The sequence below is a fragment of the Ruegeria sp. H7 genome (genome assembly GCF_056532945.1).
In genome coordinates this window covers 145,548-164,360 of sequence record NZ_JBQFNZ010000003.1, presented here as the reverse complement: position 1 = coordinate 164,360, position 18,813 = coordinate 145,548, and the positions used below count along the sequence as shown (strand labels likewise).

At 56.0% G+C, this 18,813-nt stretch carries 18 protein-coding genes and 1 tRNA gene; 13 read left to right on the top strand and 6 right to left on the bottom strand.

The genetic code is table 11. The features are described 5' to 3' along the window. Nucleotides 1–134 precede the first annotated feature (134 nt). Nucleotides 135–210: transfer RNA gene (locus tag ACR0AC_RS09630), tRNA-Thr, on the bottom strand. Between the two features lie 187 nt (nt 211–397). On the opposite strand from ACR0AC_RS09630, the gene ACR0AC_RS09625 reads away from it, so the two are divergent. From ACR0AC_RS09625 to arsB, 4 genes are read left to right on the top strand one after another with little or no spacing between them, the layout of a single operon-like run. After that, the gene (locus ACR0AC_RS09625) at nt 398–1,225 is read left to right on the top strand and encodes an arsenate reductase/protein-tyrosine-phosphatase family protein (RefSeq protein WP_170735616.1); all 828 of its coding nucleotides are present in this window, start codon (nt 398–400) and stop codon (nt 1,223–1,225) included. Between the two features lies 1 nt (nt 1,226). Next, nucleotides 1,227–2,225 carry an ArsJ-associated glyceraldehyde-3-phosphate dehydrogenase gene (locus ACR0AC_RS09620; protein ID WP_480873039.1) on the top strand — a complete coding sequence of 333 codons (999 nt, stop codon included), beginning with the start codon at nt 1,227–1,229 and terminating at the stop codon, nt 2,223–2,225. Next, nucleotides 2,222–3,487 carry an organoarsenical effux MFS transporter ArsJ gene (gene arsJ / locus ACR0AC_RS09615; protein ID WP_480873037.1) on the top strand — a complete coding sequence of 422 codons (1,266 nt, stop codon included), beginning with the start codon at nt 2,222–2,224 and terminating at the stop codon, nt 3,485–3,487. Before ACR0AC_RS09620 ends, arsJ begins: the two co-directional genes overlap by 4 nt. Next, nucleotides 3,484–4,506 carry an ACR3 family arsenite efflux transporter gene (gene arsB / locus ACR0AC_RS09610; protein WP_480873035.1) on the top strand — a complete coding sequence of 341 codons (1,023 nt, stop codon included), beginning with the start codon at nt 3,484–3,486 and terminating at the stop codon, nt 4,504–4,506. The genes arsJ and arsB overlap by 4 nt, the downstream gene beginning before the upstream one ends. A gap of 63 nt (nt 4,507–4,569) precedes the next feature. On the opposite strand, the gene ACR0AC_RS09605 is transcribed toward arsB, so the two are convergent. Both ACR0AC_RS09605 and ACR0AC_RS09600 read right to left on the bottom strand, forming a co-directional pair. Beyond that, nucleotides 4,570–5,664 (bottom strand): tyrosine-type recombinase/integrase, encoded by a 1,095-nt coding sequence (locus ACR0AC_RS09605; RefSeq protein WP_480873033.1) that lies wholly within the window; start codon nt 5,662–5,664, stop codon nt 4,570–4,572. Nucleotides 5,665–5,879: 215 nt separating this feature from the next. Continuing rightward, nucleotides 5,880–6,098: a hypothetical protein gene (locus ACR0AC_RS09600; RefSeq protein ID WP_480873031.1), complete on the bottom strand. Its 219-nt coding sequence runs from the start codon at nt 6,096–6,098 to the stop codon at nt 5,880–5,882. Nucleotides 6,099–6,272: 174 nt separating this feature from the next. Here ACR0AC_RS09600 and ACR0AC_RS09595 point away from each other — a divergent pair, with 174 nt between their 5' ends. The 9 genes from ACR0AC_RS09595 to ACR0AC_RS09555 all read left to right on the top strand — a co-directional run bounded on the left by ACR0AC_RS09595 (nt 6,273) and on the right by ACR0AC_RS09555 (nt 15,511). Next, nucleotides 6,273–6,707: a helix-turn-helix domain-containing protein gene (locus ACR0AC_RS09595; RefSeq protein ID WP_480873030.1), complete on the top strand. Its 435-nt coding sequence runs from the start codon at nt 6,273–6,275 to the stop codon at nt 6,705–6,707. Between the two features lie 185 nt (nt 6,708–6,892). Next, nucleotides 6,893–7,291: a hypothetical protein gene (locus tag ACR0AC_RS09590; protein WP_480873028.1), complete on the top strand. Its 399-nt coding sequence runs from the start codon at nt 6,893–6,895 to the stop codon at nt 7,289–7,291. A gap of 40 nt (nt 7,292–7,331) precedes the next feature. Next, nucleotides 7,332–8,630, top strand: a complete 1,299-nt coding sequence (gene dcm / locus ACR0AC_RS09585; protein ID WP_480873026.1) for a DNA (cytosine-5-)-methyltransferase — start codon at nt 7,332–7,334, stop codon at nt 8,628–8,630. Between the two features lie 10 nt (nt 8,631–8,640). Next, the gene (locus ACR0AC_RS09580) at nt 8,641–10,158 is read left to right on the top strand and encodes an ATP-binding protein (RefSeq protein ID WP_480873023.1); all 1,518 of its coding nucleotides are present in this window, start codon (nt 8,641–8,643) and stop codon (nt 10,156–10,158) included. Beyond that, nucleotides 10,155–12,386 (top strand): Z1 domain-containing protein, encoded by a 2,232-nt coding sequence (locus tag ACR0AC_RS09575; protein ID WP_480873020.1) that lies wholly within the window; start codon nt 10,155–10,157, stop codon nt 12,384–12,386. The genes ACR0AC_RS09580 and ACR0AC_RS09575 overlap by 4 nt, the downstream gene beginning before the upstream one ends. 8 nt (nt 12,387–12,394) lie before the next feature. Further along, complete coding sequence (locus ACR0AC_RS09570) at nt 12,395–13,354, top strand: PD-(D/E)XK motif protein (protein WP_480873018.1); 960 nt, start codon at nt 12,395–12,397, stop codon at nt 13,352–13,354. Nucleotides 13,355–13,366: 12 nt separating this feature from the next. Continuing rightward, nucleotides 13,367–13,657 (top strand): HigA family addiction module antitoxin, encoded by a 291-nt coding sequence (locus ACR0AC_RS09565; RefSeq protein WP_480873015.1) that lies wholly within the window; start codon nt 13,367–13,369, stop codon nt 13,655–13,657. A 283-nt stretch (nt 13,658–13,940) separates the two neighbouring features. After that, nucleotides 13,941–14,660: a hypothetical protein gene (locus ACR0AC_RS09560; protein WP_480873014.1), complete on the top strand. Its 720-nt coding sequence runs from the start codon at nt 13,941–13,943 to the stop codon at nt 14,658–14,660. Further along, nucleotides 14,657–15,511, top strand: coding sequence for a hypothetical protein (locus tag ACR0AC_RS09555; protein WP_480873012.1), 855 nt, complete (start codon nt 14,657–14,659; stop codon nt 15,509–15,511). The genes ACR0AC_RS09560 and ACR0AC_RS09555 overlap by 4 nt, the downstream gene beginning before the upstream one ends. Nucleotides 15,512–15,822: 311 nt before the next feature. Here ACR0AC_RS09555 and ACR0AC_RS09550 read toward each other — a convergent pair whose 3' ends face one another. From ACR0AC_RS09550 to ACR0AC_RS09540, 3 genes are read right to left on the bottom strand one after another with little or no spacing between them, the layout of a single operon-like run. After that, entirely contained in the window at nt 15,823–17,376 is a 1,554-nt protein-coding gene (locus ACR0AC_RS09550) for a relaxase/mobilization nuclease domain-containing protein (RefSeq protein ID WP_480873011.1), read from the bottom strand. Beyond that, complete coding sequence (locus ACR0AC_RS09545) at nt 17,370–17,843, bottom strand: plasmid mobilization protein (RefSeq protein ID WP_480873009.1); 474 nt, start codon at nt 17,841–17,843, stop codon at nt 17,370–17,372. The genes ACR0AC_RS09550 and ACR0AC_RS09545 overlap by 7 nt, the downstream gene beginning before the upstream one ends. Then, the gene (locus ACR0AC_RS09540) at nt 17,840–18,694 is read right to left on the bottom strand and encodes a hypothetical protein (protein WP_480873007.1); all 855 of its coding nucleotides are present in this window, start codon (nt 18,692–18,694) and stop codon (nt 17,840–17,842) included. The genes ACR0AC_RS09545 and ACR0AC_RS09540 overlap by 4 nt, the downstream gene beginning before the upstream one ends. Between the last annotated feature and the right edge of the window lie 119 nt (nt 18,695–18,813).

Here is an 18,813-nt window from a genome sequence, read left to right as displayed (position 1 = left end):
TCAACCAAAGCGACGTTACGTCGTTTTTTCGGGCGTCTCAGATTCAGTGCTGAATGATAGGTCCAATGCCGACCGTCCAACGGTCATCCGAAGCGATTGAGTCCAAAATCGACGGCGTTTTCACTGAGAAGAACTGGTGCCGCTGAAGGGACTCGAACCCCCGACCCCATCATTACGAATGACGTGCTCTACCAGCTGAGCTACAGCGGCACCTTGGGCCACCCGGACCCGGGTGTGAAGGCTCGTTTAAACCGTCGCTCTTGCGCCTGCAAGTCCAGATGCGCGGGAACCGGGCTTTGATCACGCTGCGCAGCGGTGACATCCTGGTTTGTGAAATTTTTGTAACGGCACCAGTCGCGAATTGATCCGTAACTCTTATTTCGATATTTCATGAAATATGATAGAAAGAATCACTGATCAACTGGCCATCCTGGGCCACCCGCAGCGTATCACTGTGTTTCGCATGTTAATGCGACGGTTTCCTGACAGCGTGCCTGCGGGCGAGCTTGCGGGGGAACTGGGCATCAAACCCAGCACCATGTCGAACTACCTGAACGCACTGCAACGGTCGGGGCTGGTCACTCAGGAACGATCCGGAACTTCGCTGCGCTACTCGGTCGACATGAAGAATGTGCAGGGGATGCTGGATTTTCTGATTGTCGATTGCTGCCGGGGCCGCCCGGACATCTGCATGCCTTTCACAAAAGGAAATGACACTATGACAGATCGCAAGTTCAACGTCCTTTTTCTGTGTGTTGGCAATTCTGCCCGCTCGATCTTTGCCGAATCCCTGCTGCGCCAACTCGGTGGGGATCGGTTCAATGTGCATTCCGCCGGAACCCAGCCCGCGTCCGAACTGAACCCGTTCGCCGTTCAGGTGTTGAAGGACAAAGGGCATGACACCTCGGTGCTGCGGTCAAAGCATATGTCCGAGTTCGCAACCGAGGACGCACCGGAAATGGATTTCGTCTTTACCGTCTGCAATCAGGCCGCCAACGAAGAATGCCCGGCCTGGGAAGGTCAGCCCATCAGCGGCCATTGGGGCATGGAAGATCCGGTCAAAGCCACCGGAACCGATGCCGAGAAAAGTCTGGCGTTCCAAAGCGCCTATGGCGCGCTGAAGCACCGGATCGAAGCCTTCACATCACTGCCGGTCGAAAGCCTTGACCGGATCGCGCTGCAATCTGCTGTCGATGACATCGGCAGAAACTCGGTCGGGGAATGATATGACCACATATGCTGTAAACGGCCTTGGCCGAATTGGAAAACTGGCGCTGAAGCCGTTGCTGGAGAAAGGCGCAAAGATCGCCTGGATCAATGACGCGGTCGGCGACCCCGAGATGCACGCGCATCTGCTGGAGTTCGACACTGTCCATGGCCGCTGGGATGCAACATTCGATCATGACGCCGACAGCGTCACCATCAACGGCACCCGTCTACCCTTTATCGGCACCATGGACCTGAACGCGCTGCCATTGGACGGTGTCGATGTGGTGATCGACTGCACCGGCGTCTTCAAGACCGAGGCGAAGCTGGCCCCTTATTTCGACGCGGGCGTGAAGAAGGTTGTCGTCTCGGCCCCGGTCAAGGACGGACCAACCGCCAATATTGTCTTCGGGGTCAATGATGCGATCTACGATCCTGCCGCCCATCAGATCGTGACGGCGGCCTCGTGCACGACCAACTGCCTCGCCCCGGTGGTCAAGGTGATCCACGAGAATCTGGGCATCCGACACGGCTCGATAACGACAATCCATGACGTGACGAATACGCAGACCATCGTCGACCGCCCCGCCAAGGACCTGCGGCGCGCCCGTTCGGCGCTGAACTCGCTGATCCCGACCACAACCGGGTCTGCCACCGCGATCACACTGATCTATCCAGAGCTCAAAGGGCGTCTGAACGGCCACGCGGTGCGGGTGCCGCTGCTAAACGCTTCGCTGACCGATTGCGTGTTCGAAGTCGAGCGCGAGACCACGGTTGAAGAGGTCAACGCCCTGTTCAAAACCGCCGCCGAAGGCGAATTGAAGGGTATTCTGGGCTATGAAACCCGGCCTTTGGTCTCGACTGACTATACCAATGACGAACGCTCCTCGATCGTCGATGCGCCGTCGACCATGGTGGTGAACGGTACGCAGGTGAAAATCTACGCCTGGTATGACAACGAAAAGGGCTATGCCCACCGTCTGGTCGATGTGGCGCTGATGGTCGGGGCCTTGCTGTGACCAACCGGCCCGAGGGACTGTCGGCCTATATCGCGGTCACGGCGGCCTATTGGGCCTTTATGCTGACCGACGGGGCCTTGCGGATGCTGGTGCTTTTGCACTTTCATACGTTGGGTTTCTCGCCGGTGCAGTTGGCGTATCTGTTTGTTCTCTATGAAATCGCCGGGATGGTGACGAACCTGGCCGCGGGTTGGATTGCGGCGCGGTTTGGGTTGACCTCGACCCTTTATGCCGGGCTGGGGCTACAGGTCGCGGCTCTGCTGACAATGACTCAGCTGGACCCGCACTGGACCGTCGCCACATCGGTTGCCTTTGTCATGGTTGTGCAAGGGGCCAGCGGGGTGGCCAAGGATCTGGCCAAAATGTCCTCGAAATCCGCTGTCAAACTGCTGGCTCCGGCCGAGGGCGGTGGGCTGTTTCGCTGGGTAGCCGTGCTGACCGGGTCAAAGAACGCGGTCAAAGGTCTGGGCTTTCTGCTGGGTGCTGCGATGCTGGCAACACTGGGCTTCATGACCGCCATCGTGGTCATGGCTGTTGTTCTGGCAGTGATCCTGTTCGCCGTCATCCGGTTCATGCCGCCGGGGCTGCCCAAAGGGCGCAAAGGCGCGAAATTCTCCGAGGTGTTCTCGAAATCCGCCAACGTGAACTGGCTGTCAGCGGCCCGTGTCTTTCTGTTCGGCGCGCGGGATGTCTGGTTCGTGGTCGGCATCCCGATCTACTTCTACGCCGTGCTGTCCGACGGCACCGAGGACAGCAATCGCGCCGCGTTCTTCATGATCGGCACGTTCATGGCGATATGGGTCATCCTCTACGGCGCGGTACAGGCCAGCGCCCCCAAGATCCTGCGCGCCTCGGACCGCAGCGAGGGCGACCTGATCCGCGCCGCCCGCAGCTGGGCGGCAGGTTTGTTCTGCATTCCTGCGGCTCTGACACTGGCTGTTTTGCTGTCCTCGGGACCCGAGACGTGGCTAACGATCACGTTGGTCATCGGCCTGCTGGTGTTCGGAGCGATCTTCGCCGTCAACTCATCCCTGCATTCCTACCTGATCCTCGCCTTCACCAAATCCGAGCGGGTGACGATGGATGTAGGCTTCTATTACATGGCCAACGCAACGGGCCGGTTGGTCGGCACCGTCCTGTCCGGCCTCACCTATCAGATCGGCGGGCTGTCCCTTGTGCTTGGCACAGCGGCGGTGATGGTTGCGCTGGCTGCGCTGACATCGGGCAAACTGACCGACCAAACATCCGAGGCATATTCATGAGCATTTTCGAACGCTACCTGACCATCTGGGTTGCCCTCGCCATGGTCGCGGGCGTGGTGATCGGGTTGGCTGCGCCCGGCCTCGTCGGGCTGGTCGCCTCGGCTGAGGTCGCCAGCGTCAATCTGGTCGTCGCCATCCTGATCTGGGCCATGGTCTATCCGATGATGGTTGGCGTCGATTTCGGGGCGGTCGCGGGCGTGGCGCGCCAACCAAAGGGGCTGATCGTGACGCTGGTCGTCAACTGGCTGATCAAACCGTTCACCATGGCGCTGCTGGCCGTACTGTTCTTCGACTATGTCTTCGCCCCGTGGATCAAACCCGAGGATGCGGCCCAATACACCGCCGGCCTGATCCTGCTGGGCGCGGCCCCTTGCACGGCGATGGTCTTCGTCTGGTCCCAGCTGACCAAGGGGGATGCGACCTATACGCTGGTGCAGGTTTCGGTCAACGACCTGATCATGGTTGTGGCTTTCGCGCCCATCGTGGCGTTTCTGCTCGGCGTCACCGACATCTCGGTCCCATGGCAGACCTTGGTACTGGCCACGGTTCTGTATGTTGTGCTGCCCCTGATCGCCGGGCTGATCACGCGGCGCAAGCTGGGCTCGCAACAGGCCATCGATGCCTTCTCGGCCCGGGTCAAGCCATGGTCCATCATGGGCCTGATCGCAACGGTTGTGATCCTGTTCGGTCTGCAAGGCCAGACGATCCTGTCGAAACCGATGGTCATCGTCCTGATCGCCGTCCCGATCCTTATCCAAAGCTACGGCATCTTTGCCCTGGCCTACGGAGCCGCCTACGCCCTGAAAGTCCCCCACCGCATCGCCGCCCCCTGCGCGATGATCGGGACATCGAACTTTTTCGAACTGGCCGTGGCCGTCGCCATCAGCCTGTTCGGGCTGAACTCGGGCGCGGCGCTGGCAACGGTCGTGGGCGTTCTGGTCGAGGTTCCGGTCATGTTGTCCCTGGTCGCCTTCGCCAACCGCACCCGCGCGCGGTTTCCAGAGCCAATAACACCCTAAACTGGCGACCCCGGCAGGATTCGAACCTGCAACCTGCCCCTTAGGAGGGAACCGTTCATAGCGCTATTCCTTCTGTGATTTCTTGCTCTTGGGTGTTTGTACAGTGTCTGCCTGTACATGGTTTGTACGAAATCGGGCCCTGACATCGGCCTCATCCGTCTCTGCATGGGCATAGATGCGCATAGGCAAATTCGGGTCTGACCAGCGGCCTGCCTTAGCTGCAGTGACGGGATCGACGCCTTGGCGCACGACCAATTCAGTGAAGAACCCGTGCCGCCCTGCCGGGTGGGCTGAGAGGTACGGAATACCCGCGCTCTTGCAGATCGTCTTCCAGCGGGTGTTGTAGCCTGTAGAGCTTCCGTAGCCAAAAACGCGAGGCTTCATGAACTTGCCAGTCTTGCGGTTCTTTGGTCGCTTCGGTGGCAAGGCCAGCAGCTCGTCCATCATCTGAGGCGAAACAGTGATCCAACTTTCGGGGTGGCCCTTCTGCGCCTTTACCCTGACCTTGTTCTCCGTGGGTCGCAGATCGTCAGGCTCAATTGAGACAGCCTGATCGATCCGCGCCGCCGTCTCGAACATGAACCGAACCAAAGCGGCGTTGTATGCGTCAGCGGCTCGGCAGAAGGCTTCGATCCACTCCTTGTCGGCAGGCTTGCGTTCCACGCGGCTGATCTTCCCGCGCCGCTTGTCCTGAGCGATCCGCTCGAACTTGTCGTAGGGCTTCACCCGGATCAGCGGCGTGCCTTCCAGCTCGTGCGCGTTATTGATGACCGCACTCGCTGGCGTCACGATCTCGCGCCACCAAGTGTCTGTCGATGCCTTTGGTTTTAGTTTGGGGCCAAGGCCTTTCAGCAGCGCACCTGAGATTGCGCCCAAAGGCATATCACCAACCTCTTCGACAATAGGGATCAACTGCTTCGCGGTCTTAGGCGAGGCATTGTAGAGCATGATTGCATCGGAGAACGTCTTGCTCGGTTCGTCGCCAACCACATGGCGGCGTATCTGGAGCTCGGTCTCGCGGTTTATCCAGTCCCGTGCGCCCGCTTCTGTAGATGCCTTAGTGCTTCGCCGGTATGGGCCTGCGATTGGCCTGCCGTTGTACTCGACCCAGCCCTTAGCCCAGTAGAAGCGACCCCGCTTGTAGATTTGGAGCGGCATGCCTGGCCTCCTTCAAAAATCTTGTCGATCTGCGCCGGTGTGATCAGCATGGTTCGTCCAAGGCGGTAGAAAGCGCCGGTGTCGTTTGCCCGCTCCCGCAAGGTGCGCTCGGAAATATCGATCCCCATGCCGGACATGACCTCGACCCACTGTGCAGGAGTTTTGCCTAGGCCAAGGATTTGAGAACCATCTGTTGCGTCCTGATTAAACATGGCTCAGCCCTCTCTGCGCGAGGTTGCCGTTCCCGGTTCGGCTTTGACTGTGAACTGCGCCACATACTTCTCCCAAGCCCCGTTGGGTATTTTCGGGTTCCGTTTTCCAGGCGCTGTGAAGATGTGATCCAGCATGTCTTCGCGGATCAGGTAGCGAACGTTGGTCACAGGAATACCAACGCGCTCGGCAAGTTCTTTCGGTGTTTCAAGAAATTTCGTCATGCGTCACCTCTGGCTGTCTGGACCACGAAACGAAGCAGAAGATTCTCTTTTGCCTTCAGAATGAAACAAAAGTACGCTCGGCATGAGAGAAACGAGCGCATAGCCACGCATCATGGTTACATCTCAAATATGTGACCATATTTGTGGTCAATGCAACTAATTTTAAGGTTGCGCATGACTGTTGAAGGCCTGGGACACCGATTGTCGGCAATAAGACGCCAAGAAAAATTGTCTCAAGAAGAGATGGCTGAGCGTCTCCATGTCAGCCGAAGCGCCTATCAGTACTATGAAAGGGGAGAACGCGATCTGCCCGGATCGCTCTTGTTGAAGGTGTTCCAAGAGTTCGAGGCTGACCCGCTATGGGTGCTGGAAGGCGACGTTGAGCCAGGACTTACCCGGCGTGAACGTGAAATGGCGCGAGCCTACCGCAAGGTTGGGATGGCTGTAGAGCACCGGATCAACGAACGCGGCCTGTCAGTCCCGGATGAGAAAAAGTGGGACGCGATTGATTTTCTCTTCGCGGAGTTCCTCAATCAGGATCCACTCAATACATCCGAGAATGCACCCGACACGCAACGAGTAGACCGCATCCTCGGGCTAGTCGCGTGATGTCCAAGGGTCAGTTGCCATCAAACGTCCACTTGCTGAAGCCACGAACCATTTCGCTCTCAGATAGGCTAGACCAATTTCTTGAGAAGAACGCACTCGCTCCCGACGAAGCACTAATCCGGTGCGATCCAACACGTCCCAAAGCGCCAGGGATCAACGCAATCAGGTGCGCCTGTTGCGGGCAGATGGAGTATCTCACGAGGGAGTATTGTCGTTGCGGGCATTACTTGCTCGGTCAGCTCGAGGATGAATTTCTGGAATGGAAAGATGGCCTCAAAAGAGCTAGCGAAGACATTGCCGAGACTACAGAACAAAGGCTGAGAGCAGTTCGGCTAATGAGCCTTGTCTCCATGCCCTTTATCGTTTCTCCCTTGCTGTATTTTGTATTCAATGGGTCTGAAATAACGATATATTCGATTTTAAGCATCGCGATTGGTGTGATGATCTTGGGCGTGATGGCAATCATAGAAGCCCACATTTGTAAGCCGCTTCGAGCAAGCAATGCCTTGTTAGAAAGCTGCACTTGGCAGCACTTTTTGGAGTTTCGTTCTTGGCATCAAAGCATTTCGAAAAATCTGGATTGACGATGGGCATAGCTTTCAGGGCCTTCACTAGGGCGACGATATGAGCATGAAGTTTATTGATCTTTTTGCAGGTCTAGGCGGGTTTCACAGGGCTCTCCATAATCTTGGACACCACTGTGTATTCGCCTCGGAACTCGATGATCAGCTGGCAGGGATATACGAAAAAAATCACGGCATTCGCCCTTTTGGTGACATAACAAAGGTCTCGGTCGAAAAGGTACCTGCCCACGACATTTTGTGCGCTGGCTTTCCCTGCCAGCCGTTCTCAAAAGCGGGCGCTCAACTTGGAAGGGAGTATCCTGGGTCAGGAACTCTTTTCGATGACGTACTGCGCATTCTACGAACACGCCGCCCCGGTCACGTAATTTTGGAGAACGTTCCCAATCTGTTGCGACACAACAGCGGCCAAACGTGGGCTGGTATGGAAGCTCAACTGGAAAATATTGGTTACGACGTCAAATCCACTCTTCTCTCGCCCCATATGTTCGGCGTTCCCCAAGTTAGAGACCGCGCCATCATCGTTGCAAAGCAAGGCAAGAATTCACTTGAGGATTTCACTTGGCCTGGGCGAAAAAGGGCTAAAGACGAACTGGATATCAGGGATATTTTGGATGATCGCCCGAATGATGCGAAGTACCTTCCGAAGAGCTTCATTTCATATCTGGATGCGTGGCAACGGTTCTTGGACATCTACCCCGAAGATGTTCCTCTTCCTTCGTTTCCGATATGGGCGATGGAGTTTGGGGCTACCTATCCATATGTTGGGCACACCCCTCACTCTTTAATCGAGCAGGCTTTAGCTGGATTGAGAGGCGCTTTTGGCGACCCATTGTCTGGCGACCGTGCATCTGACTTTGCTTCGCTACCGCCCTATGCACGCGAAACCAAACCTCGCTTTGCATCGTGGAAAGAGCGCTTCATTTCTCAGAACCGAGAGCTCTATGGCTTTTCTCCAGGGGCCTTTGATGCATGGTTGCCGTCGATTAGGCAGTTTGCTCCTAGCTTTCAAAAACTTGAGTGGAACTGGAAGGGCGGACCGCGCGATATCCGAAGTGGTATCATACAATTTCGTGCGTCCGGAATTCGGGTGAAGCGACCGACGGTAGCCCCGTCTCTTGTGGCGCTAACAACAAGCCAAGTGCCCGTGATTGGATGGGAACAACGGTATATGACTGTACGCGAATGTGCCCGGCTTCAGAGTATGGGTGACTTTGAATACATGCCAGAGACGAGGCAAGCAGCTTACAAAGCGTTAGGCAATGCAGTGAATGTAGAGGTAGTCCAGTCCGTTGCGGCGCGTCTGTTAGGTCACGATAATTTTTCATCCACTTTACACTAAGGCTCTTTAAATGGCGCTCCGAAAAGTTCCGATTAACCCCGGCGTCAGTGTTCTGGGCGTCTTAAAGCACCTGAACTACAAAGAATGGTTTGCCATCGCTGAATTCGTTGACAACTCAGTGCAGAGTTTTCGAGCCAACAGAAATGCCCTGGCTGCTGCCGGATCGAAATATTTGCGTGTTCAAATCTTGATCTCCGATGATGGCATCATTCGGATCGAAGACAACGCAGCAGGTATACCACTTTCAGAGTTCCCGCGTGCCTTTCGTCCTGCGCAGGCTCCGGAGGACGCCAGTGGCTTGTCAGAGTTTGGCATGGGCATGAAGTCTGCTGCCTGCTGGTTTGCACCTCGTTGGTCGGTCCGCACTAAAGCTCTCGGCGAAGCTGTAGAACGTACGGTAGAATTCGATATTTCCTCAATCGTCGACCAGTCTATTGAAGAGTTGGATGCGGACGAGCGACCTGCGCCAGAACAAGCACACTACACGGTAGTTGAACTACGCGACGTTGCCCGCCTTCCACGCACTAAGACGCTAGGAAAGATCCGCGAGCACCTTAGCGACATTTATCGACAGTTTATCCGGGAAGGTTGGCTGCAACTCGAAATCAAAGGAGAGGCTTTGACCTATGAGGAGCCTCCAATTCTCAATCAGCCTCCAGAATGGGACAAGGAAGCCGAACCTATTGAATGGTATAAAGAAATCGACTTCGATTTTGGTCAGGGTAAGAGCGCCAGGGGGTTCGCTGCACTGTTTGCAACCGCAAGCACGAGACGGGCTGGCTTTGCATTGTTTCGGCGTGGAAGGCTCATTCAAGGCAGTGCGGATGAGGGTTTTAAGCCACAAGCCATTTTCGGAAGCGCAAACAGCTTTAGACGCCAGCGCTTGTTTGGTGAATTAGAGCTCGAAGGTTTTGAAGTCTCACATACAAAAGATGGTTTCCAGTGGGACGAGAGCGAACAAGAAGCGTTCCTGGAACTCCTCAAAGAGAGACTTGCAGAGGACCCCGTCCCGCTCTTGAAGCAAGCTGATGATTTCCGTGCACGGAAAGCGAAGAACGAACTTGCAGTTGTCGCGCAAAAGGCTGCCGCAGAAACGGCGCATGACGCGGAAAAAGGACTTGTATCCGCGTCTACCGACCATGATGCGGTACCGCCAGTTCCGGAAAAAGAACCTGAAGACAATGCGCGAGCGCTGGCAGACGAGCACTTCGAGGCGAACATTGACGGCCAAAAGTGGGAAGTCCACGTCCAACCAACAGTTGATGACGCCGAACGAGACTGGCTAAGGATCGTAGATTCACAACTCAAGGATGGAACCCGGAAAGTTCTAATCCGGGTTTCAGCTCATCATCCTTTTAGCGTGAGGTTCATCGACGATGATGAACGTGCGTGGCAGGTCATGCTCCGGACTGCAGCGTCCATTGCGATTGGCCAACTGCTGGCAAAGCTCGGCAGCAAAGAAGCTGCACTGGGCGCATCCGCCACGGTCAGGGGCGTAAACAAGGCTTTGAGAGGTATGAGTGAATGACAGCGGTATCTGGGGTAGCAACTATCAAAAGCCAATCTCCGAAAGGCGGTTCGTGGAGTCCTGTGGAGGGACCGGAAGTAGGCGACTTGCTTGAAAGAACATTTCCCACTGATCCCATTGCTCGAAGAAGTCTTGCTGAAGCGTCAAGAGCGATCCTGGCACGGTGCGCCGAACCAGTTTCTAACAACGGAAAAACAAGTGAGGCCGGCCTTGCTGTCGGGTATGTCCAAAGCGGCAAAACGTTGTCGTTCACTACAGTGGCTGCGCTTGCCAAAGACAACGGCTACGCGATGGTTATCCTGATTGGCGGCACCTCGTTATATTTGCTTGGGCAAACAGAAGGGCGGCTAACGAACGATCTTGCCTTGGAGGAAAAGCGGACCTGGTTACATGTGCGCGGTCCCCGCTCGGGCATTAGTGAGGCTCAACGCAACGCAGATGTTCAAACAATTCAATCTGCTCTTGACGAATGGGAAGATGATGACTTCGACACCGATGAATGTCGAACCGTGATCATCACCGTAATGAAGCATGCGGGGAACCTCAGCACGCTCGCGAAAATGATCGAGCGCCTGAGAATTCCTTCCGCACCGGTGCTCATAATTGATGATGAGGCCGATCAAGCAAGCCTGGATGGCAATGCGGGTTCACCAAAGAAACCTACAGTTACAAAGACCTACGCTGCGATTTCGGAACTTCGAGATGCAGTGAAACTAGGTGGAGCAAATCATACGTTCTTGCAGTACACCGCCACGCCCCAAGCGAACCTCCTGATTGAGATAAGCGATGCTCTTTCGCCCAGCTTTGTTCAGGTTCTCGAGCCAGGTGATGCGTATGTTGGCGGGAGGGAGCTATTTCTCGAAAAAGAGAACGCCCACATAAGGAGGATTCCTACTGGCGAAGTCGACAGGGCTTTAGAACTGCAAGAAGGGCCGCCGAACAGTTTGCGGGATGCGCTCGCTTCATTCTTGGTTGGCATCGCGGCCGATTACTCTTCTGGGTTTTCCAAAAAACCCAAAGCAAATCGATCGATGCTGGTCCATCCTTCCAGACTCACCGGAGACCACTCCAGATTGCGTGAATGGATGGAACGCATGAAGTCAGACTGGTCCGATCTATTGCATGAAGACGCCGAGCTATCTGCGCCGGAGGAACGAAACGCTCTTTTTGACTTACTGGGCAAAGCGCACAAGGACCTGGTAAAAACAGACGTTTCCCTACCAGCACTTTCAGAACTCGTTCCATTCTTGCGCCGTGCACTTATCAGAACAGAAATCCTGGAGCTCAACAAAGGTGCGCCGCCTGTTCCGTGGAGTCGCCATTTCTCCTTCATACTGATTGGAGGTCAAGCAATCGAACGTGGCTTCACTGTTGAGGGTTTGACCACGACCCATCTCGCCAGAAGCCTTGGCCAAAAGTTAGCGGACTCCATTCAACAGCGCGCACGTTTCTTCGGCTACAAAAGAGGGTACCTCGGCAGAGTAAGGATTTGGATCGATGATGATACGCGCGCTGTGTTCAAAGAATACGCCAAACATGAACAGGACCTACGTTCTCGACTGAAGCCAATTGCGGAAGCGGGACGCCCCCTAAGAGATTGGCGGAGAGAGTTCCTTCTTGACCCAAGCTTGAAAGCGACCCGCAGAAATGTACTTGCCCGTGGCGTTAAGCAGAGACAACTTTCCGACGATTGGTTGACTTTGGACCGGCCAGCGTTGACCGGGCCCGATCTGGAAGAGAACCGTAGGCTTGTAGAACATCTGCAGTCTTCCTTGGAAATGGATGAAGATCATGGGCACAGCGAGCGCACACCTGAGCAACGACATTTGATCTCTTCCCCTATACCCGTTTCTGAACTGCTCGGTATCTTGACAGATGCAAGAGTTGCTGACCTCGATCAACGCGACTTGCTTTACGGAGCAATGCTGCAACTCGACGCTTTCAGCGGTGAACCTGGACGGATGGGTCGAGTGGTCTTGATGGGGAAAGGCAGTCCTCGCGTCCGCAAGATAACCAGCGGAAAAATCGCTCAATTGTATCAAGGGCGAAATCCTCGGTCAGGAGTGCCAATTTATCCAGGCGATCGCGAAATCATGATGCGCGACGAACCAACACTGCAAATACACATGTTGCAGTCAAAGGATGGCACTTTGCTTCAAATACCGGCCTTTGCTCTTTGGGTTCCCCAGAAGTACAAGGTTGGAACCCTAGTCCAATCAAATGCTTGAGGCGTTAGATGGCTATACTCCTGAGAAGCTTGAAGACGCTTAACCCTCCAAAATCCGCTACATTTAGCATTACCCAGTTGAGCAATAGTCCCGTCGTTTACGCCGCTTTGGATCATCTTGGTCGGCCTGCGCTATTGGTTGAGGCGAACGACGCACGATCACGAGAAGTAGTCCGGCGAGGGCTCCGCTTGCAGCATCGAGCTTCCTGCCATGTGGACTTGGACGGGAAAGAAGAACAACTCAACGTTTCGCTGGTCGCCTGCGAGTCCGATGATGTCACCCTTCAAGAGGCATTCATTTCAGTAGGCGAAATCGTGCTGCAACGCCTCCAGTCTGCTGCACAAGCAGACGTTGTTGCGATTTTGGAAGAACTCATTGAGCTTCTCGAGAGGCCTGGTGAACCAAGTCGTGAGGGAGCAATCGGATTGTTCGCCGAACTCCTGGTGCTTTCATTGGCCAATGACCCAATGGTAGCTGTAAGGGCATGGAGGGTAGGAGCGTCTGACAGATTTGATTTGGCGCTAGGTACCGCGCGCATAGAAGTCAAAGCTTCTGGAACAAGAGAACGCCGCCATCGTTTTTCCATGGAGCAATGTGCTCCAGACCCAGGTACGAAGGCTTTTGTCGCTTCCACTCTCGTCCATGAAACCTCTAACGGAACAAGCGTTCGAGAACTGGCGGAGCGAGTTCAAGGGTTAGTGAAGGCTGACGCAGAGCTTGTAATGAAAGTCCAGCGCACACTTTTTTCAGTAATGGGGCTTCCTCGTCCAGGCGAACCGACTTTTGATGAGGCACATGCGCTCACAAAACTAAGCTGGTATGACGTTGAAGATATTCCGGCGATCCGGTCTGCGCCAAAGCATGTGGACCAAGTCCGATATAGGATTGATTTAGAGGTTGCAGGGTCTCTGACCGTCGAAGAGGTCACATCCAGAGCCCCCTGCATTGAGCCATGTCTGCCACATTGAAAGGAGGCGCGGATGAGCTTGCATGAAGACCCGATGCACCCGGGTGAAGTCCTAAAAGAGCTTTACCTCGCCCCCCTCGAGATGGGGGCCACCGCGTTTGCGCGGCGGTTGGGCGTGCCTCGGACGCGGATCGAGCGGTTGATCAAGGGCACGACTGGGGTCACGCCTGACACAGCGCTGCGCCTCGCCCAGGTTTTCAACACGACGGCAGCCTACTGGGTGAACTTACAAACCAACTATGACATGGCGCAGGCAGCGAAAGAGATCGATGTTTCGGATATTGAGCCTCTAGTTGTAACTTAAGCGCTGCTTTGCGGACGTTTCGGAGAAAAACAGGAGCGACAAACTGTTGGCACTTGAGATCAAAGGGGCCGACATTACAAAAGGCAAAGCCAAGAGCGATGGGCCGAACCAAAAAAGAAAACTGCATTCGCGGCTTCGGTGTTTGCCAGTGGGACAGTAATGGCGAGAGAGCCAGATGTGGCTACAGCAAGATATCAGTAACTGCATCGACACGATGTCGACGCGGTTGAGAGACGCAATTCAATTTGCAGGAAGCTGATTGATTACAAAAGAGGGGGCGGTTGTGACAGACCAAGACAGTCCAGAAACTAAGACTTCAAAACTTATAGAGGAATACGTGCAGCAACACTGGGATGACAAAGGTACGGCGCACTACCTGAGCAACCTAGGATCACGGCTGAAGAAAGAGCTGCCGGAAAGCCAAAAGGTCATATCTGATGGTCTTGCTGAGTTCATTCGTAGAAATCCGGTGGTCAAAGTGGTCCAGCATCCTCGGATTTATCAAAAGATTGGAGCGGTCCCGCTTTCTGTAGCCGTTCCTGAGCAAGTCGAAGAGTTGTTTGCCAAGAAGGCCAGTTCAAGCGCCAACTCTGACGGGAAGTGGGGGTCGTATGAGCAGGCTTTTTGGGACGCATTTATCAAGCCTATTGATGGTGAGGTCCGGTTCGTGTGCGTCGATGAGGCAGGGTTTGAAGTGTCTGATAGTCAACCCAATGACGATAAAAGAAATTGCTATGAGATCAGGGCAGGAGATCAAACGAAAGAGCTGACCGGCGCGACCATTTATGAGCGTGTTGCCGCAACTCACGATGCGATCAACTCTTGGCTGGAAAAGAATGCTCTTACGCAAGAATTGTTCTCCGCGCAGAAGCCGAACGTCCATCGTAGAGTTGGTGGTCGAATTGACGAGCTGTTCGACGTGTTTGGGTCTTTGTCGGATAAGGACTTAGCTCGAATTTCGATACCATTGGACATTTTGTTCAAACTCAGTTCGAAGAAGTGACTATCGATCATTACATCGTGTTCATCGGGGCGAATGCTCCCCTGTCGACGGAACTTGGCTCTTTGAGTTCTGGGATTAGGGGAGCGCGGATCGTTGCACCCGCCGTCAAAAGGAAGCAGGTTGGCGCGACCCGACCCGCGATTTCAAAAGCGATGGCCTCACTGGTGTCAGAGCTGGCTAAGGCAGCAAGTCACTCAGAGCCGGCGCGTTTATCGCTCTGGTTCTATGAGCCAGAGAATGCGGATCAGTTTCGTGCCGTATGGGCGGTCTTTGGCCATTCGGCGTGGGTGGAAACCGTTCCGCGGTCACTGGCGAACAAGGTTGGGCCGACACGACAATACATTGAAGATCGGATCAACGTGATCAGACCTTTGCTTCACGAAGTATCTAGTGCTGCCTATGCCAAGCGAAAATCGTCGCCGTTGCCTTTGCCACTCAGGAATTTCAGTTCGCCTATAACGCAGCAACTCAAAACCTATTGGTACAACGATTTGGATGTGGATGGCCTATCAAAGGAAATCCGTTCTTTAAGGGAGAGATTTCGACAGTTGAAGGATCGGACTCTCGATGGCTACAAGGACGAGAAAGCATTGGTCTTTAAACCCGCCAAAGATAACGAGTGCCACGGAATCGCGCATCCAACAGGATCAGGTGGCAAGGCGTTCGCATGTGGTCGTTTCCGCTACGGCGTCGCTCTGTTTCCAGGCTTTCACTATGATGTGTCCGCCGCAAAGTCCCCGACTCTTAAGGTGGATCTTGAAAACTCATCTGGGACTGTTCGATCGCTAAAGAGCGAAAAGAGAAGCTACATAAATATTTTTCCGAACGACCATTTGCTACCCGAGAAATAAAAAACGGAGTATGATTTCATACTCCGTTTGGCGTTCTTTTGAGTTTTTTGCCACGGATTCAACTACTTCGTAGTCGATCGCCGAGTGCAGAAGTCCAGCCTTTTGATCATAGCTGGTGCCGCACTTATGCAGTCCCCTCTAACTCGTTCAACTCAGAATCACGGTTAGAGCTTTCCGCCGGATAAGGCTGTTGCGAGATATATAGGCCAAAAACTAACGAAAAGTCAATGCCAAGGCTTCGCAAGAGGCCGGGAGCAGCACTTCTCACGGAATACCTTATCCGGGTTATGTGGGTAGCGTGGAACTATGTTTCAATGCCTTAACCCACGTTCCGCATGGGCCTCCTGGCTGTCTAGCTGTCCCTCAACCTCTCGGCGGCGGCTTTCGCTAAGGTCAAGCTCTGCTGCAAGGTCTCGTCCAGCGTCTTGTAACTCGCCTCGTCGTTCAGCAATCCGCTCAAGGCCTTCATGGATGCGGCCTGCGAACGAATGAGCAAGGTCACGCAGTCTTTCAAGCCAGCCAGTTCCCTCTCGATCCTGCCGGTCGAGCGTGTCTCCAAGGCGGTGAATTCCTTCGCGGAGGCCTCTGAGGCCGTCACCAACCGCTCGACGCAGGCGAGCAAGTCGCGTTCCAAGGCTGTCAGTTGGGGCATCTAGTCCTCCTCGATCCGAATGCTGGTCACGTGTCTCTCGCCCATCGTGCAGGTGCGCAGGCGGGTCTTCGATGGGTCCAGGATCAGCCAGGTCCCTTCGGGCCGTTCGATCCGTGTCAGGCCCATCTCCGTCAGCTCCGAGCGCGTCAGATGCACCGTCCAGAAAAAGCTCGCGGCCATCATCGAGGCGATCCCCATCAGCACCATCCCTGCGATCAGCCAGGGCGAGATCGTCAGCCAGAGGCGGATCGACCTCAGCCGCGTCTCGAACAAGCTCGCGGTCTCGGTCTGAAAGCGGCGCGTATCGCTCGCGATGGTTTGCTGCGCGGCGCCCACAATGTTCTTCAAATCGATCCTGAAGCTCTTCAGCTGGGACGAAATCGAGGCGACGTGTTCCTGTCTGATCTCGTCGAGCTCCGCGTTCAACTTCTCGCTCAACCGGGTCGGCTTGCCAGTCTTCATGGAAAATCTCTCCTTTCAGCCGCCAGCGCTCGCCAGTCTCGGGATCGCGGGCGGTGATGTAGGCCTTGCCGGTGCGCGGTAGGTCGAAGCCCGCGTCGGTCAGCGCATCGATCATGGTTGTGCGGTTAGTGATCAGGCCCATGTCGATCTGGTCCTGTATCCAGGCGTGCAACTCGTCCCGGCCCTGGGCGCGGGTCGGAGCCTCGATGGTGTCGCGGACGTCCTGTGCCCGCTCTACGTCCATCGGATCGGCCCAGCCGTGGCGCTGGTTCATCACGTCGCGAAAGCTGTCGAAGGCGTCCTGGTAACCGGGTGGCGCGATGTTGAGGCTCTTGCCCGTCGTCAGCTCTAGGCGCGGGGTGCAGAAGTGCAGCTCGACCCGGCCTTCGTGGCGATGGCGGACCCAGAGCACCTCATATTGCTCAGGGTCCAGCCCCGCGAAGGCCAGCCGCTCGAACTGGTCCATCACCTCGGCCTGCTGGTATTCGGTTGGGTCGTCACTGTCCGCGAAGCTGATCACGCCCGCGCGGTAGGTCCACTGGTGGCGGCTGGCATCAATCAGGGTCTCGGTGCGTTCCGTGTTGCCGCGCAGGACCTCGGGCAGCGGGTCGCGGATGACGGTGAATGGCTGGCCATCGGCATCGCGGACCAGGTCGCGATTGCCATCATAGGCCAGCACCCGCTCGGCCACGAGGTACCCGACCGGTCCCGCACCCGCGCCTTTGCCGTTGGGGAAGAACTTGATCAGCACCGCCGCGCCTCATCGAGGAGCGCGGCGAGCTGGCGTTCGATCACCACCAGGCGGCGGGCGACGGTCAACGTATCTAGGTCCGTGCGCCCGACCTTCATGGTGTGGTTCAGCCAGCGGGCGATCTGGTTGAGGTTGCCGCCAATGCGCCCAATGGCGAGCACAAGCGCCGGATCGACGCGCGGCACTGGCTTGCGGCGGCGCGCCTCGGTCAGGCCCAGTGCCTCGCGCAGGAGCGTCGACGCGGGCAGGCCAGCGGCCTCGGCCTTGGCGCGCAGCTGGGCCTTCTCGGACGCGGTGCAGCGGAAGACAAAGGTCTCGGTCAGCGGCTCTTTGGCGGGGGCTTTGCCCACGCCGGTGGGGTTCGAAGGGGAGGCTTGCCGCCCCTCGCAAGGTCCCGTGTCATCGGCGCAGCCGTATGACATGGGTCGCCTTGCTGTTTGCGCTTCGGTCCGATCATTGATGCTCATGATCTGAGGCCCGCCGCCTGGATTTGATCTTGTGTCACCAGCTCGGCGGCCAGTAGCGCATCGACCTGGCCGGGTGTGATGTGGCGACACAGCGGATGGCAGTCCGTCACCCAGTTGGCCAAGCCCGTCAGCATCTCGGCTTCCATCGCCTTCGTCTCTTCTCGGCCCTTGGCGATGTCTTCGACATAGACGCGCCAGCGTCTCGACTTGAACCAGTTGTCCGAGAAACAGACCTTGGAGCGGGTGAAGCCAGCGCTCTCGGTCGCGTAGGCCTTTACGGCCTGCAACAGGTCCTGGACCTCTGTTCCGGCATCCATGGCCTCCCTGATCCGCCCGAGACACTCAGCCTTCCCTCGCATACGGTCGGGCGGATAGGCAGCCAGCACTTTCTCTGCCTCTTCATCCTCCGCCACCACGCGCTCGCGCGTAGGAGGTTTATGGATGGTTTTAGGATGGTTTGGGGGCCGTGGTGGCCCCGGTACCCCGGCCACTGTGGCCCCCGTTCCGGGTCCAGTCTGGACGGGGTCCACTGTGGCCCCCGTCTCGATATCGGGCTCGGCAGTCAGTTCCAGCGCCTCGATCCGGGCCAGATCGATCCGGTAAACGACCGTGAATCCGTTCTTGCAGCCGCGCGCCCCGGTCTCGACCAGGATGCCTTCCTTCAGGAAGTCCCGGATCGTGCGCTTGACGGTGGTCTCGCCAAGCTCTGTATGCCTCTGGATCGTCCCTTTGGAACACCAGATGCCAGAACCATCATCAGACGCCTTGTCTGCCAAGAACATGATGATCTGCTTGCGCGTCGCACTCCCGAACTTCCGCTCCGCACACGCATTCGCTACCCGCCAGCTCATCGGATGACCCCAAAAGCCGCACAGACGTGCGAATTTTGTACAGGTTTTGTACGAGATTTCGGTCGTTTTCGGAGAATTCGGTGGAAAACGAAACGGGCGTTTCTGCACGCTTCTGCGCA

Bases quoted from the DNA above. Each gene is read 5' to 3' on its own strand.
- ACR0AC_RS09625 (WP_170735616.1), top strand. From the start codon at position 398: ATGATAGAAAGAATCACTGATCAACTGGCCATCCTGGGCCACCCGCAG.
- ACR0AC_RS09620 (WP_480873039.1), top strand. From the start codon at position 1,227: ATGACCACATATGCTGTAAACGGCCTTGGCCGAATTGGAAAACTGGCG.
- arsB (WP_480873035.1), top strand. From the start codon at position 3,484: ATGAGCATTTTCGAACGCTACCTGACCATCTGGGTTGCCCTCGCCATG.
- ACR0AC_RS09605 (WP_480873033.1), bottom strand. From the start codon at position 5,664: ATGCCGCTCCAAATCTACAAGCGGGGTCGCTTCTACTGGGCTAAGGGC.
- ACR0AC_RS09600 (WP_480873031.1), bottom strand. From the start codon at position 6,098: ATGACGAAATTTCTTGAAACACCGAAAGAACTTGCCGAGCGCGTTGGT.
- ACR0AC_RS09595 (WP_480873030.1), top strand. From the start codon at position 6,273: ATGACTGTTGAAGGCCTGGGACACCGATTGTCGGCAATAAGACGCCAA.
- ACR0AC_RS09590 (WP_480873028.1), top strand. From the start codon at position 6,893: ATGGAGTATCTCACGAGGGAGTATTGTCGTTGCGGGCATTACTTGCTC.
- dcm (WP_480873026.1), top strand. From the start codon at position 7,332: ATGAGCATGAAGTTTATTGATCTTTTTGCAGGTCTAGGCGGGTTTCAC.
- ACR0AC_RS09580 (WP_480873023.1), top strand. From the start codon at position 8,641: ATGGCGCTCCGAAAAGTTCCGATTAACCCCGGCGTCAGTGTTCTGGGC.
- ACR0AC_RS09575 (WP_480873020.1), top strand. From the start codon at position 10,155: ATGACAGCGGTATCTGGGGTAGCAACTATCAAAAGCCAATCTCCGAAA.
- ACR0AC_RS09570 (WP_480873018.1), top strand. From the start codon at position 12,395: ATGGCTATACTCCTGAGAAGCTTGAAGACGCTTAACCCTCCAAAATCC.
- ACR0AC_RS09565 (WP_480873015.1), top strand. From the start codon at position 13,367: ATGAGCTTGCATGAAGACCCGATGCACCCGGGTGAAGTCCTAAAAGAG.
- ACR0AC_RS09545 (WP_480873009.1), bottom strand. From the start codon at position 17,843: ATGAGCATCAATGATCGGACCGAAGCGCAAACAGCAAGGCGACCCATG.
- ACR0AC_RS09540 (WP_480873007.1), bottom strand. From the start codon at position 18,694: ATGAGCTGGCGGGTAGCGAATGCGTGTGCGGAGCGGAAGTTCGGGAGT.